Here is a 13,860-nt window from a genome sequence, read left to right as displayed (position 1 = left end):
GATGAGCGCGCATGCAGAGCGAAAAGCCCTCCCCCTTAGCGTCGAAATGGGTGCTGATTGCCTTCGGCCTCGTCGCTGTTGGCCTCGTCGCCCTGCAGGCGGGTTCTACGCTCGGCGGCGACCTTCGCGGCAATGATGACATGATGCGCATGCAGCAGGTTCGAGACCTGCTGTCGGGCGAGCGGGGCTGGTATGATGTCAGCCAAAGGCGCCTTCTGACGCCTGAGGGCGGGGAAATGCACTGGTCGCGCCTGCCAGACCTTTTCATTGCCGCGATCATCTTCCTGCTCCAGCCCCTGATCGGCACGCGCATGGCAGAAGGTGTGGCAGCGACGCTGTGGCCGATGATGCAGCTGGGCTGGATACTCGCCATGGTCGCGATCTGCCTGAAGCGGCTCGGCGCGACCTTGAGCGGCCAGATGGCCGGAATGTTCTTCCTCGCGACGTCATTCGCCCTGTTCAATCTGCTTCCTGGGCGGGTCGATCATCACGGCCTAGGACTGGCGTTGACGCTGACCGGGTTCGCAGCACTTCTTTCACCCATACGCAATGCGCGGTCCGCCTTTATTGGCGGAGCCTGCGTTCCGGTCATGCTGAGCGTCGCTATCGAGAACTTGCCCGCGGCCGCCTTCCTGATTGCGGGCTTCTCCATTGCCTGGATCGTGCGCGGCGGGATTGAGGCAGGACGCCTGCGGATCTTTGGCGCTACGCTCGTGGTCGCAGCGCTACTTACTTACGTATTCGATGCGCCGGGGGCCCAGGGCGTGCGCGCCGTTTGCGACGCCTATGGCCAGTCACATTTCGTCGCTCTTCTGGTCGGCGGGGCCGGGCTTTTCGTGATCGCGACCGCCGCCCCGTCTGCGGACACGTGGCGTTTGCGCCTTGCCTTGATAACCGTGGCCGGCGCCGTCGCACTCGCCACCTTCATTGCCATCAATTCGTCTTGCCTCGGCAATCCGTATGCAGGCGTCCTTGATGATGTGCGCACTGGCTGGCTGTCAGGCGTTGGCGAGGCCCGCAACGCGGCCGCAGTGTTTGTCGACGATGCAACTCAGGCAGTGTTCTATTTCGGATTTGGCCTGGCCGGCGTCATCGCTGCGCTGGTCTGCCTCCTGCGAGCGCCGGACGGCCTGCGTCTTGCGCGCAGCTTCCTGCTCGCCTTCTGCCTTCTCGGGTTCGCAGTTTCGCTCTGGCAACTGCGCGCGGCCATGATGTCCCACGCCTTCGCAGCTATTGCGGGCGGCCTGCTGACAGGCTTTGTCTTCCATCACTGGAGGGAAAATCGCGGCGGACATGCGGCGCTTGTCCTTGTGCTGGTTGTCCTGCTCGCCTCACCTGCCGGATGGCGCCTGCCAGGCCTTCTCCTGCCCGAGACGAAAGATGAAACCCACACAGCCGACTATGACTGCACCTCTACTGCCGCGCTTGCGCAGGTCGCCGCCGCACCAAGCATGGTTGTGTTTACGCCGATCGATCTTGGTGCGCCGCTGATCTACCACACCCCCCATTATGCAATGGCAGCCCCTTACCATCGCAATGTTCATGCGCTGGCGCGGACGCTGAACATCTATACCGGTCCGGTGTCGCGTGCCCGTGAAAAGATGTCCCGCTCAGGCGCAACCCACCTTCTCTATTGCCCCGGCCTGAATGAAATGGCCGCCTATGCCGAACGCGCGCCAAACGGTTTTGCAGCCGCGCTGGAAAGCGGCAACCTGCCAAACTGGCTGGTCCCGACAACATCCGAAGATAACAGAACCGGCGACCCTGTCCTTTACAGCATCGTCTTCGACCGCAATTGACGCAGCGGAGGCTTTGCGGCAACGGAGGGCATGTCAAAACTCGATACGCCCGAAAAAGTCGTCGATGCGCTTGAGGCCGCCTATTCGAACGCCGTCAACGCGCTCACCTCCAGCCTTGAAACCTATCTGAACGAAGGCAAGGCGCCTTCTGTAGAGACGCGCACCGCGCGAACCTTCTGCTACCCCGCGCTGATCATACGCTATGATCCTGAAGGTCCGCCGCCGCCAATTTCGCGCGCATTCGGCAAGATGTCGGAACCCGGCACCTATATGTCGACCATTACCCGGCCGGACTATTATCGCCCTTACTTGCTTGAGCAGCTTCGCCCCCTGATGCGGGACTATCCGGTCGAGGTTGAGGTCAAGCCATCCGGCTCTGAAATCCCTTATGCCTATGTCTGGGACCAGGCCGAAGCGCAGGGGCTTGATGAGGTAAACCCTGCGGAACTGGCACGCTGGTTCCCGTCGCCGACCCTGTCTGCAATCGGCGACGAAGTGGCGGATGGCGAGCTTTACGAACCCGGCTCGACCCGCCCGCTTGCGCTGTTTGATGGTCCGCGTACCGATTATTCGCTGAAGCGCCTCGCGCACTATACCGGGACGCCGGTCGAGCACATGCAGCGCTATGTGCTGTTCACCAACTATCACCGTTATGTCGACGCCTTCTGTGACTGGGGTGTCCAGCAGCTGGAACAGGGCTCGCGTTATACCGGCCTGTCTGTCGCCGGCGGCCTTATCGTCGACGGCAAGACGCCAGACGCAAAGTCGGCCATCGATGCCGCGCCATGGCGCCGCTTCCAGATGCCAGCCTATCACCTGATGGCAGAGGACCGGACCGGCATCACATTGGTCAATATTGGTGTTGGCCCGTCCAATGCGAAAACGATCACCGATCACCTGGCGGTGCTTCGTCCCGAATGCTGGCTGATGGTCGGCCACTGCGGCGGCCTACGTCACAGCCAGCAGATCGGCGACTATGTGCTGGCACACGCTTACTTGCGTGATGATCATGTCCTCGACGGCGTCCTGCCACCAGACATCCCGATCCCGCCGATTGCCGAAGTTCAGATCGCCTTGCAGCAGGCGGCTGCGGACGTAACGGGCGAGCAGGGCGATGCGCTGAAGAAGCGCCTTCGGACAGGCACTGTTGTGACGACCGATGACCGCAACTGGGAGCTTCGTTTCACAGAGACGGCCCGCCGGTTCAACCAGTCCCGCGCCATCGGCATCGATATGGAAAGCGCGACGATCGCCGCGAATGGCTATCGCCTGCGGGTCCCTTATGGCGTGCTGCTCTGCGTGTCGGACAAGCCGCTGCATGGCGAAATCAAGCTGCCCGGGGCAGCGAACCGCTTCTATGAGCGCGCCATCGGCGAGCATATCCGCATCGGTATCGAGACGCTGGAGCGGCTTGCCCGCGATGGTGGGGCCGCGCTGCACTCTCGCAAACTGCGCGCCTTCGACGAGCCACCTTTCCGCTAGGGCGCGGGTGGACGGCTGCGGGCGATCATCCTAGCTCACCTCACAGCATTGATGGCAGAAGGCAGACACTATGGACGACCGGGTAAAGCCGCTCGAAGGCGTACGGAATTTTCGTGATTTTGGCGGCTATGAAGGCGTCGATGGCGCACGCATCAAATCAGGCAAGCTCTACCGGTCCGGCCACTTTGGTGAAGCCTCCCCTAACGACCTGACCGCGATCGAGCTGTTCAACATCACGCTGCAGGCAGACCTTCGCCGCCCGGATGAGCGCGAGCGCCACGGCGACAAGTGGCCTGTCAAAGGTGTGCATCGTCTATACTCGGACCTTGGCCGCGAGACAGATGCGCCGCACGTCAATTTCCTGCGCCAGGTTGCCATTGATGCCGACAGTTCGCGCGGCTGGATGCGCGACTATTACGTCAACGCACCTTACCGGCCTGCGCTGGTAGATACCTATACGGCATGGTTCGACCATCTCGCCAATCTGGACGATGACAAGGCCGCGCTCGTGAACTGTGCCGCCGGCAAGGACCGGACCGGCATCCTGTGCGCGCTGACCCATCACGCCCTCGGTGTCTCAATGGATGATATCTTCATCGACTATGAGCTCACCAATTCTGCGGCAAATGTCGAAGAGCGGCTTCCGGAAGCGGCAGCATATTTCAATGACATGCTGTCGAAGAATTTTGATGACGCAGTGTATCAGCCCTTTGTGGGCGTGGACCGGGAATTCCTCGAAGCGGCAATCGGCGCGATCAAGGACCAGTCAGGTGACATAGATACCTATCTGTTAACAACGCTCGGCGTTGATGATGCCAAGCGTGAAGCCATCCGCGAGAAGCTTCTGGCCTAGACCGCCTGACGCGGCGGCATAGGCACGTAGGCACTTTTCAACTTCCTGTTTTTGGCAGACGCTGATCCCAGAGCACCGAAAAGGTGCCATGGGAGGAATGAGGAATGAGCAGCCAGGCCACGCCGCCACCGGCAGAGACTCTCGTCGCTGAACCACGGATCGACCTTGGAGGCGCCCTGGACAGGCGAGGCTTTGCCTGGGCGATCTTCGAATGGGCCCGCAACCCCTACTACATCCTCGTTATCATCTATCTGTTCGCGCCATATTTTGCAGGCATTATCGGCGCAAACCTGATCGCGAGCGGCGCAGTCGATGGCCTCGACGGCCCGGCTCAGCGCGCCGCAGCGAATGCCGAAGGCCAGGCGACCATCTCCTCGCTGGTCAAGTATGCCGGTTTTATTGCTGCATTTACCGCGCCTTTCCTTGGCGCAGCGCTCGACCGCGGCGGGCGCCGCAAGCCGCTTCTCGTCGTCTTTCTAGGCCTGATCGCCTTGATGTCGTTTTCACTCTGGTGGGTAAAGCCGGATGGAAGCGGCATGCCGATCTGGATGGGCATGAGCGCGCTCGTCATTGCGGCGCTTGGCTATACTTATTCAGAAGTCACCCATAATTCGATGCTGAACGTGAATGGCCGCGCCAGCGCCCTGCCAGCGATTTCCGGGCTTGGCCTCGCGCTCGGCAATCTCGCTGGCGCGATCCTGATGCTGTTCATCGTACTGTCGTTTGCCATGCCTGCGCTTGTCGGCTGGCCCTTCGACGCGCCGCTCTTCGGCATCAATGTTGCCAATGGTGAGCATCAGCGTCTTGTCGGGCCGATCTGCGCCATCTGGCTGGTTATCTTCTCCATTCCCTTCTTCATGTATTCCGACGATGGCGGCACGCGCGGCGCCAACTGGATGAATGCCGCGAAGAATGGGGCGGCAGGCCTTTTCCGCACAATGCGCAACGCCTCCGACAATAAGGAAATCCTGAAATATCTTGCCGCCCGGATGCTTTATGCTGACGGGATGCAGGCCCTTCTCGCGCTCGGCGGCGTGTTCATCGGGCTTTATCTTGAATGGAACGTCGTTGAGCTGTCGGCCTACGCCATCCTGGCCTCTTTCTTCGCTTTTGGCGGCGGTATTGTCGGCGGCTGGCTCGACGGTCTGGTTGGGCCGAAACGGGCGCTTATGATCGAGATCACAGGCATGATTGCGACGCTGGCCTTCCAGCTTTCCATCACACCGAACTCCATTCTGTATGGCCTGGTGCCGGGATTTGAGATCTGGGATGGCCCCATCTTCAATACGCTGTCGGATGTCGTCTATCTCAGCACGGCTGTCTTCATCGCAGTGACGGCGACGGCAAGCATCTCCTCTAGCCGCTCCATGCTGGTGCACCTTGCACCTAGTGACCGCGTTGGGGAGTTCTTTGGCCTCTACGCGATTGCAGGCACGGTGACGGTCTGGCTCGGCCCGCTTCTGGTCGAGCTTTTCACCAAATGGTCGGGCGACCAGCGTGTCGGCATGAGCGCGATCGGCCTGCTCTTCGTGCTGGGCCTCATGGTGCTGACGACCGTGCACTCACCGCACCATCCAGCCGTCGACAAGGACAGCTAACTGGTCTCGCGGGCGACCCGGTCAGTGCGGCGCGGGCGCAGGTAGAACTCGTCTGACAGCGTCTTCGACGTGGTGAAGAAATAGCCGAGCGTTGAGTTATAATCATACTCGACCTCGGCGAAGACCACCGACCCGTCCTCCGGGACGATGCCTTCAGGCACGGTAATCGTCGAGTCCACGGTGAACGGGGTCATGTTGCGTCCCTCGCTCCACGCCACCTTGATCGTGCCTTCATCGTCATAGAGGCTCGAAATCCGCATGCGCGCATCGGAGATCGGGTTGGGCTGGAAGATCATCCGCGTCGCTTCGAAGATATCGTCCATCTCATCGTCATTGATGGAGGCAGCGCGGGCGACAAGGTCCCCCAGCGCGGATGCGGAGCTCGTCACCTTGCGGTCGAGCACCATCATGAAAGAGAGCTCGATACAGGCAAAATAGATCAGGATCATGACCGGCGCGATAAGCGCAAACTCAATGGCGGACACGCCCTTGTTTTCTGCCCGAAGGCGGCGAATGGCATTCATCAGACGGTGCATCTGCTAGTCTCCGAACGGTTCATTGCGGAAGACGACGGTGGCCTGAAGCAGCCGGCGGTTTTCACTGAGATTGGCAAGCGGTGCGCTCAAGACAGGCGTCATCAGCTCCCACTCATAGAAGGCACGAACCACGACAATGTCGTTCGCCCCGCCCGGATTGAAGTCGAAATCCTCGGTATCGAGATTACCCTCATCATCGATTGCTGACGGGTTCGAGGTCGATGCAAAGTCGCTATAGGTTTTGACGTCCAGTTCGATCGCGCCTTCGCACTGGAACAGGTCGAAAATCTCTGCGCAGATGATCTCTTCAAAGGCATCGCGGTCAAAGCTGCCGCCGTTCTGAAGCTGGCCGGTACGGATGCCCCGCGCCGCTTCGTTGAGGCCATGCTCAAGGACGGACGACATGATGAAGATTACGCAGATCTCCAGCAGGCCGAAAATCAGAAAGAAGAAAGGTGCGGCGATCATGGCAAACTCGACCGCGGCAACGCCGCGGCGGTCGTCGGCCCAGTCGCGCAACTTCTGCAGGAGCCTTGGCGCCATGATACCTGGAAACACAGGTGGAAACATACGGATACTACCCTGATGCGGCGGAACGAGCGCCTCTATCGACCCGAAGAGTGCTAGCAGCTCGTAGTTTCGGCCGCGTTCAGCCGGTATATGAAATTTCATCTATCGAGTGCGTAGCTCCTGACCTGCAGAGGCGCGAGTCATCTCGCCGCCTTTACCTCGCCATCATGATTGCCCACATAGGCTCTGAGATCTGCTCGCATCGAGGTGAAGCGATGAGCCACAATCCTATCAGGCCCTGGCGCTCCATTGAGCGGCGTAAATCGCGCAAGATCCGCGTCGGAAGCGTTGAGGTGGGCGGTGACGCGCCAATCGCCGTGCAGACGATGACCAACACGCCAACCGAAGATGCTGCGGCGACGATCGCGCAGATTGAGCGCTGCGCAGAGGCAGGCGCCGATATTGTCCGCGTGTCTTGCCCCACCGTGGAATCCACGGCAGCGATGCCGGAAATCTGCAGGCACAGCCCGGTACCCATCGTGGCGGACATCCACTTTCACTATAAGCGCGGTATCGAAGCTGCAGACGCAGGCGCGGCCTGTCTGCGCATCAATCCCGGTAATATCGGCAGCCCTGACCGGGTGAAGGAAGTCGTGAACGCGGCGCGTGCCAATGGCTGCTCCATCCGGATCGGCGTCAATGGCGGTTCACTGGAGCGCCATCTTCTGGAAAAGTATGGAGAGCCTTGTCCGGATGCGATGGTCGAAAGCGCGCTCGATCATGCGCGCATTCTCGATGATCTTGGCTTCCACGATTACAAGATATCGGTGAAGGCCTCGGACATGTTCCTGACTGTGGCGGCCTATCAGCAGCTTGCAGAAGTTACCGACGCACCGCTGCATCTTGGCATCACTGAGGCAGGCGGGCTTCGCACGGGCACGGTGAAATCCTCTATCGGCATGGGCAATCTGCTCTGGATGGGGATTGGCGATACGATCCGAGTATCGCTGTCAGCTGACCCGGTCGAAGAGGTGAAAGTCGGCTTCGACATGCTCAAATCGCTCGGCGTCCGCACACGCGGCGTGAACATTATCGCCTGCCCAAGCTGCGCGCGTCAGGGTTTTGATGTCATCAAGACAGTGGAGACGCTGGAGGACCGGCTCGCCCACATTTCAGAGCCGATCTCGCTGTCCATTATTGGTTGCGTCGTCAACGGCCCCGGCGAAGCGGCGATGACCGATCTCGGCTTCACCGGCGGCGGCAAGGAAAGCGGCAAGATGTACATCTCCGGCCGCCCTGATCACAACGTCTCCAATGCTGATATGGTCGAGCACATTGTCGAGCTGGTCGAGAAAAAGGCCGAACGCCTCAAGGCTCAACGCGAAGAAGGCGAGACGGTCGCCGCCGAGTAGGCCGCTACACTAGTCGTAGAAGCACCTCTCCGTGCCGTCGCCCTGATCATAGCAGCGTGGCTCGTTTGAGGATGGTGGACGATAGGCAGGCTTTGGTACGGTGCCTTCGTAGCCCGCGCTGTATCCGCGGTCCTCATTGGAATAGGTGCCGTTGAAGGTCTGGCTGGTGCCGCCCGTATAGGGATTGCGGCCGGAATTCAGATAGGTCCATTCGGCGACGAGACTGCACTCATAACTGGCTGAACCGAACTTGCGGCAAAGTTCGAACGCGTCTGCCGTACGCCGCATTTCAAAGTTCTTGCGCCACCATTGGTAAAACTGGTTACCGCCTGCCTGACGTGCTGCGTCATAGCCAACCCATTTCGGGTCGGGTGCAGCTTGTTGCGGCGCGGCCGGCACGGGTTCGAATGTGGTGCAGCCGAGCACGCCTTCAGCCCATTCAAGCATGCTGTCATCAGGAAACGGCGCATCAATGGGCTGGCGCGGCTCCACGCTCGCACTGCCATTCTTGTACGAGGTCAGAGCGTTCTTGTATTCGACGAGCTTGCTGAACCGCGTGCCTGAATAATCAGCCTCGAGCCCACAACTTCCCGCGGGGTAGGTGCAGCGGGAGATCTGGGACATGATGTCAGGCTCATCAAAGACCTGATAGGTCGCCCGCTTCCAGTATATGATCGCAAGCGCCTTTGTCGCATCGGGATTGCCCGGAATGGCGTTGATCGAATTGATCAACGTATTTACCAGTTCCCGCCCCTTGAGACAGGTGCCTTGCGCCTGCGCCGGAAGCGACATTGCCAGAAGGCCCCCAAGACTGGCGAGCGCGTATTTCATCATGGTTTTCATTACAGCGTCCCCTTGACGCGAAAGAATATCCCCGAGGCATTCACCTTCGCAAGCGCGGTCAGCGGCTCGCACTCTGGCCGATTGCTAGTCTACGTGATCAAGATTTTTGCAGGTGGATTGATCGACCAGTGCTGTGGCGGCTTCGTGAGTGGCTTGATCCGGAGCAAGCCTTCGAACCAGTGCAAGACCCGGCCCTGGCATGGCCAGCGTTTCGGCGCCATCTGGCGCTTCAGGCGCATTACCCGGCGCATGGATGACGAGGCCGTCGAAATCGTCTTCGCCATCCAAGCGCGCGATAAATACGTTATTGGTCCGCTGGTCGAACACCGACAGCGAGCCATAAGTATCAGACGCGGGCGCCGTCAGCAGGACTGGCCCATCCGACACATCAAAACGGCAGATTGCATAGGCAAGGTCCGGCGACGGACGCACAATGGTCTGGGTTCGCGGCGTCATGCGCGGTGAGGCGACCCATTGATAGGTGGGCACACCCCGCTCAGCCATCTTCAACTGGGCCGTCGCCATGATGCGGGACGGTATGGCGTTCAACACGGCCAGGTGTCCGATCAGCGTCATCAGCAGGAAAACCGCAGCGGCAGCGAACCAGCGCATCACGCAGCCCCCTCCTCGCAGAAAAGCTCATCGATAACGGGCGGCTTGAGGGCGGTCTCAGGCCGCGCGAGAAGCGCGTCATCTGGCAGGTACAGCCGGAGCGTAAGGTCGAATTGGTCTGCGTTACGGCTGGAAACCCAGACCTCACCCGGGTGGCCATTTTGCTGCGGACTGACCCGAAAGCTCCAATTCTCCGGCGTGCCTGTATCCGCTGCCTTGGTCGCATCGAAGGAGAGCGCGCCGTCGTCATTCATCGGTAGGCGACTGTCACCGTCATAGAGCGTGATCGACCACCATTCGCCAGGCATTTCGCCGCCGCTGACCCGGTAGATGCATTTGTCGTTGAGGCGATTACCGTCGCTGTCACGCGCCGCCGTGAAGTAGACCGCTTTTTCCTTGCGCAGGGCCAATAGGCCGAAACGCGCCACTCTTGCCCGGATGTAAGGATTCGCTGAATCCGCGCCGATAGACCAGTCGCTCGTCCAGCCGTTGACCTTTACGCCATCACCAAGACGCGGGCCAGAAAGGAGAAGCCCGGCCATCCACGCTGCCGATAGAGCCCCGGCGACGAGGCCGAGTATTGCGGCAGTGATAAGGGGCCATAGCAAGCGCATGCGGATGGTTTAACGAGTGAGGTGGCTCAGGGGAAGACATTGTCCTGATCTGTGCGGGTGTCGCCGCCGGGGCCACCATCGGGGTGGGTTGCGAGCGGCGGCTTGGGCTTGAGCCCGAAGAATGGTCTCAACACCCCGGTCCGCCGGATCACGAACTCATGCAGCAGTGCACAGCCCCCTATTGTAAGCAGCACCAGCGCGCCAAATTCACTCCATACGCCGAGCGACTGGCGCGTCAGCCAGAAGCCGGCCACGACAATCAGGGTCTGGTGAAGGATGTACCAGGGGAAGACCGCTTCCGTCAGATAGCGAAGGAGGGGACCCGGCCTGTTGAGGTATCGTTGCGCGAGCGCCAGCAGCGACAGGATGGCAATCCAGGCATAGAGAAGGCGGAACATTCGAGCCGGCCAGATCGCAATCTGCCAGGCGGCATCCACAGACAGCTCTTCCCAACTTGCCCACAGAAGGGAAAGCCCTGTTCCAAGTACGATGACCAGTAAGATGGCGGGTACCATGGCGCGGCGTACGGCATCCCAGAACGCGGCATCACGTGCGAGCAGAAATCCGGTGAGCAGCATGGTCAGGCTATGGGCATGATTGGCCCAGTCCTCCACGAGATCGTGCGTGGTTGGAAAATATGGGTCGAGCGTAAGCCGGAAGATCATGTGCGGAAGTGCTGGCAGGAAGAGCACGGCAAGGATTCCCGAGCGTCCAGAAAACAGCTTTCCTGTCAGCGTCGCACCAGTTCCCTGCATCCACCTTGTGAGTGGGCCTGCCACAGGCGCCAGCAGAAGTGAGTAGGCCAGCAAATAGACAATGTACCAGAGATGGTTCCATGTCGGCGTGGTGATCGAGAAGCTGGATTCTGGATCAATGTAGTGCGGGTAGAAAGCCAGAAAGCCGCCTTCGAATTCTCCCTTCTCGACAAGCTCGAGCCAGCTTTGCGGCGCAACGATCAGGACGATCCCTGCCAGTATTGGCAGCCCCATCCGCATCACGCGGTCCCGTGCGAGCCCTCCGGCACCCAGCTTCATGTAAAGAAAGTGCAGGGCCAGACCGGAAATAAAGAAGAGGAGCGACAACCGCCAGGGGTTCAGCAGCAGCATCAACGGTTCTGCGCCTTCACCGGAATGCACGCTTTTCACATGCCAGTCCCAGGGCACGTAAAACATGCCGATATGATAGAAAATGAGCAGCAGGAAGGCGACGACCCTCAACCAGTCTAGATCGTATCGCCGTGTATTAAGATGCTGCATGTCTCGTCTCCTTCAGGCCTTTGAAGAGAGCATGGCAGGACCTCGCTGACGAAGCAGCGGCGGCGACACGAAACACGGCCCGCGGGGACGAATTGCAGGAAGGTGGGACGAACGGCGGCATGCTGGGACCAGGCGCATAGGCGGGCTTCGCGACGGGCCGCGCCTGTGGCAGACGAACATCATGGACAAGCAAACCCGCCACCCCGAAATCGAAGCCGACCGACGGGCAGACCGGCGCACATATCTTTATTTTGTCTGCTTCCTCTTTGCGTCTTTCATCGTCCTGTCTCTTTCCGACCAGCATGACCTGACCCGCGCTGGCGCGGAAAACCCCAACCTGCCCTGGCTGTCGCAGGCGACATCACACCTCGTCATACTCGTCATGACACCGTTCATCACCTTCATGCTCAGCCGTTTCCCGCTTTCCGCCTGGCGCCGTGCCCTTCCGGTGCACATTGCAGGCGTCGTGTTCTTTTCGTTGGTTCATGTCCTCGCCATGGTGGCACTTCGAAAACTTCTGACGCCGCTCATATTTGGCGTGCCTTACGATTTCGGCCTCAGCGACCCATCGATGTGGCTATACGAGTTTCGCAAGGATGCCCTCTCCTATTCACTTATCGCGGCGATTTTTGCGATGAACCGGCTGGCAGAGCAGCGCGGCCTTGAAGCCAGGGCCGCCCGGCGCGAAGCAAGCGAACGCCAACGGGTCACGCTGAAGTCAGGCGGCCGCACATATTTCGTCGATGCGGGCGATGTGGTCTGGGCGCGCGCCGCCTCCAATTATGTAGAGGTGGTTACGCCCGGACGGACCTATCTAGCGCGCTCAACGCTCAGCGAGCTGGAGAATCTCCTGCGAGCTGCTGGCGGCCGGCATGTGCGGGTTCATCGCTCACATGTTGTCAATCTGGACAAGGTCTCAGAAATCACGCCCGCATTTATAGCTGACAGGCTTGGGAGTTCCGCCGCGTGTCAGCACCTGCTAAAGCTCCTGAAAAGGCTGGAGGATTACATGGCTCTGATATTCAAGGGGCTCAGCTGGACCCTGCGCCTTGTCGCCGCGGTCATCCTTCTCGTCATGCTCACCAATTGCACGATGTTGGGTCTCAACTATGCGAGCCTCGACGTCGACAACAAGCCGGACGCCCGCCCACAAATCGAAGCGGCCACGCTTGCCGAATGGGAGGATGGCCGCAGCGCGCTAATCGAGACCTTTGAAGACCTCGTCTATGGCCCTTGGCCCGAGGGTCAGGCCGTCTCGCTGGTCAGCCGCACGATGATTGATGAGGCGTTTGCAGACGGGCGCGGCACGCTGGAAGAATTACTGATCGAAGTCGGTTCCGGTGACGGCGCACGCCGGTTTCACGTGGCGCTCGCCCTGCCTGACAGTGACAAACCTGTCCCGCTGATCATCAGCCAGACCTTCTCCAGCAATTGCGGCGCATTTCCGGGCGCAATGCTCACTGTACCGGGCGGCGGCGATTGCGCGGACTACGATACGATGCCCGGCTTCGTCGAAGCGATCTTCGGGGAGTTCATCGCGCTGGTGCCAATCGAGCAGTATTTTGATCGGGGATACGGTTATGCGACCTGGCAGGCCGGTGAGTTCATTCCCGACAGGCAAGGCGAAGCGCAAGCGGTCATGGAGGCCATGGTGGGCGAAGGCGTTCGCGCACCGACCGGTACGCTCGCTGGTTGGGGCTATGGCTTCTCTGCCATTATCGACGCGCTAGGCGGTGACCCCGCGATTGATGTGAGCTCCATCGCCGTTATGGGCCATTCTCGTCATGCAAAGTCCGCCATGGTTGCAGCGGTGTACGACCGACGGATCGCGGCCGTGGTTTCTCACCAGTCCGGCTTTGGCGGCGCGGCCTCGTCGAGGTCGGAAACGGGGGAGACAGTCGAACGCATGGTGGATGGTGCGCGCGCGCTCGGCGTCCTTAGCATGGACGGTTATCCGCACTGGTTCGCGCCAGCGTTCGCCGACCATGCTGACCGAACGGAAGACCTGCCCGTCGACCAACATCAGTTCATCGCCCTGATTGCGCCGACCCCGATGCTTCTGGGCAATGGGCGACGCGATGTCTGGTCAGACCCGAACTCTACCTATCGCATGGCTGAGGCCGCCGACCCGGTTTACGAACTCTATGGGACGGAGGGCCTCGATCAGGACGGTATGCGCGATTTCAATCCGGAGGCGACCTTGAGCTATTTCCTGCGCCCAGGCGGACATGCGATCACCCAGCGCGACATTGACGCCTTCCTCAAATTTCTTGATGCCGCCATGCCCCAAGGGAATCAGGTGCCAGATGCCGCGAATGGGGATAGCCTCACCTCACAATAATTAT

Annotated in this window: 12 protein-coding genes; 6 read left to right on the top strand and 6 right to left on the bottom strand. The window is 60.2% G+C overall.

Going from position 1 to position 13,860, the window contains the following annotated elements:
* The first annotated feature begins 11 nt into the window (after positions 1-11).
* The 4 genes from O4G74_RS04050 (at position 12) to O4G74_RS04035 (ending at position 5,732) form a co-directional block, all read left to right on the top strand.
* The gene (locus O4G74_RS04050; RefSeq protein ID WP_269401376.1) at positions 12-1,799 is read left to right on the top strand and encodes a hypothetical protein; all 1,788 of its coding nucleotides are present in this window, start codon (positions 12-14) and stop codon (positions 1,797-1,799) included.
* A 30-nt stretch (positions 1,800-1,829) separates the two neighbouring features.
* On the top strand, positions 1,830-3,281 hold the full coding sequence (locus O4G74_RS04045; protein ID WP_269401375.1) for an AMP nucleosidase: 1,452 nt from the start codon (positions 1,830-1,832) through the stop codon (positions 3,279-3,281).
* A 70-nt stretch (positions 3,282-3,351) separates the two neighbouring features.
* Complete coding sequence (locus tag O4G74_RS04040; protein ID WP_269401374.1) at positions 3,352-4,134, top strand: tyrosine-protein phosphatase; 783 nt, start codon at positions 3,352-3,354, stop codon at positions 4,132-4,134.
* Between the two features lie 104 nt (positions 4,135-4,238).
* Positions 4,239-5,732, top strand: coding sequence for an MFS transporter (locus O4G74_RS04035; protein WP_269401373.1), 1,494 nt, complete (start codon positions 4,239-4,241; stop codon positions 5,730-5,732).
* Here the strand turns inward: O4G74_RS04035 and O4G74_RS04030 are convergent.
* Positions 5,729-6,268: a TadE/TadG family type IV pilus assembly protein gene (locus O4G74_RS04030; protein WP_269401372.1), complete on the bottom strand. Its 540-nt coding sequence runs from the start codon at positions 6,266-6,268 to the stop codon at positions 5,729-5,731. The two genes, O4G74_RS04035 and O4G74_RS04030, sit on opposite strands and share 4 nt — an antisense overlap.
* A gap of 3 nt (positions 6,269-6,271) precedes the next feature.
* Positions 6,272-6,940: a TadE/TadG family type IV pilus assembly protein gene (locus O4G74_RS04025; protein WP_269401371.1), complete on the bottom strand. Its 669-nt coding sequence runs from the start codon at positions 6,938-6,940 to the stop codon at positions 6,272-6,274.
* A gap of 113 nt (positions 6,941-7,053) precedes the next feature.
* Between O4G74_RS04025 and ispG the strand changes: the two genes are divergently transcribed.
* Positions 7,054-8,190 (top strand): flavodoxin-dependent (E)-4-hydroxy-3-methylbut-2-enyl-diphosphate synthase, encoded by a 1,137-nt coding sequence (ispG, locus tag O4G74_RS04020; RefSeq protein ID WP_269401370.1) that lies wholly within the window; start codon positions 7,054-7,056, stop codon positions 8,188-8,190.
* A 9-nt stretch (positions 8,191-8,199) separates the two neighbouring features.
* Here the strand turns inward: ispG and O4G74_RS04015 are convergent, their stop codons facing one another.
* From O4G74_RS04015 to O4G74_RS04000, 4 genes are all read right to left on the bottom strand, one after another.
* Complete coding sequence (locus tag O4G74_RS04015) at positions 8,200-9,033, bottom strand: hypothetical protein (RefSeq protein ID WP_269401369.1); 834 nt, start codon at positions 9,031-9,033, stop codon at positions 8,200-8,202.
* An 84-nt stretch (positions 9,034-9,117) separates the two neighbouring features.
* Complete coding sequence (locus O4G74_RS04010) at positions 9,118-9,645, bottom strand: DUF1254 domain-containing protein (protein ID WP_269401818.1); 528 nt, start codon at positions 9,643-9,645, stop codon at positions 9,118-9,120.
* Positions 9,645-10,259: a DUF1214 domain-containing protein gene (locus O4G74_RS04005; RefSeq protein WP_269401368.1), complete on the bottom strand. Its 615-nt coding sequence runs from the start codon at positions 10,257-10,259 to the stop codon at positions 9,645-9,647. Before O4G74_RS04005 ends, O4G74_RS04010 begins: the two co-directional genes overlap by 1 nt.
* Before the next feature lie 26 nt (positions 10,260-10,285).
* On the bottom strand, positions 10,286-11,515 hold the full coding sequence (locus O4G74_RS04000) for an acyltransferase family protein (RefSeq protein ID WP_269401367.1): 1,230 nt from the start codon (positions 11,513-11,515) through the stop codon (positions 10,286-10,288).
* 181 nt (positions 11,516-11,696) lie between these two features.
* Between O4G74_RS04000 and O4G74_RS03995 the strand changes: the two genes are divergently transcribed.
* The gene (locus tag O4G74_RS03995) at positions 11,697-13,856 is read left to right on the top strand and encodes a LytTR family DNA-binding domain-containing protein (RefSeq protein WP_269401366.1); all 2,160 of its coding nucleotides are present in this window, start codon (positions 11,697-11,699) and stop codon (positions 13,854-13,856) included.
* Positions 13,857-13,860 lie beyond the last annotated feature (4 nt).

This window comes from Henriciella marina (assembly GCF_027213945.1).
Lineage (GTDB): Bacteria > Pseudomonadota > Alphaproteobacteria > Caulobacterales > Hyphomonadaceae > Henriciella > Henriciella marina_A.
This window is presented reverse-complemented; position numbering and strand designations above follow the sequence as displayed.

Bases quoted from the DNA above. Each gene is read 5' to 3' on its own strand.
- O4G74_RS04050 (WP_269401376.1), top strand. From the start codon at position 12: ATGCAGAGCGAAAAGCCCTCCCCCTTAGCGTCGAAATGGGTGCTGATT.
- O4G74_RS04045 (WP_269401375.1), top strand. From the start codon at position 1,830: ATGTCAAAACTCGATACGCCCGAAAAAGTCGTCGATGCGCTTGAGGCC.
- O4G74_RS04040 (WP_269401374.1), top strand. From the start codon at position 3,352: ATGGACGACCGGGTAAAGCCGCTCGAAGGCGTACGGAATTTTCGTGAT.
- O4G74_RS04035 (WP_269401373.1), top strand. From the start codon at position 4,239: ATGAGCAGCCAGGCCACGCCGCCACCGGCAGAGACTCTCGTCGCTGAA.
- O4G74_RS04030 (WP_269401372.1), bottom strand. From the start codon at position 6,268: ATGCACCGTCTGATGAATGCCATTCGCCGCCTTCGGGCAGAAAACAAG.
- O4G74_RS04025 (WP_269401371.1), bottom strand. From the start codon at position 6,940: ATGAAATTTCATATACCGGCTGAACGCGGCCGAAACTACGAGCTGCTA.
- ispG (WP_269401370.1), top strand. From the start codon at position 7,054: ATGAGCCACAATCCTATCAGGCCCTGGCGCTCCATTGAGCGGCGTAAA.
- O4G74_RS04015 (WP_269401369.1), bottom strand. From the start codon at position 9,033: ATGAAAACCATGATGAAATACGCGCTCGCCAGTCTTGGGGGCCTTCTG.
- O4G74_RS04010 (WP_269401818.1), bottom strand. From the start codon at position 9,645: ATGCGCTGGTTCGCTGCCGCTGCGGTTTTCCTGCTGATGACGCTGATC.
- O4G74_RS04005 (WP_269401368.1), bottom strand. From the start codon at position 10,259: ATGCGCTTGCTATGGCCCCTTATCACTGCCGCAATACTCGGCCTCGTC.
- O4G74_RS04000 (WP_269401367.1), bottom strand. From the start codon at position 11,515: ATGCAGCATCTTAATACACGGCGATACGATCTAGACTGGTTGAGGGTC.
- O4G74_RS03995 (WP_269401366.1), top strand. From the start codon at position 11,697: ATGGACAAGCAAACCCGCCACCCCGAAATCGAAGCCGACCGACGGGCA.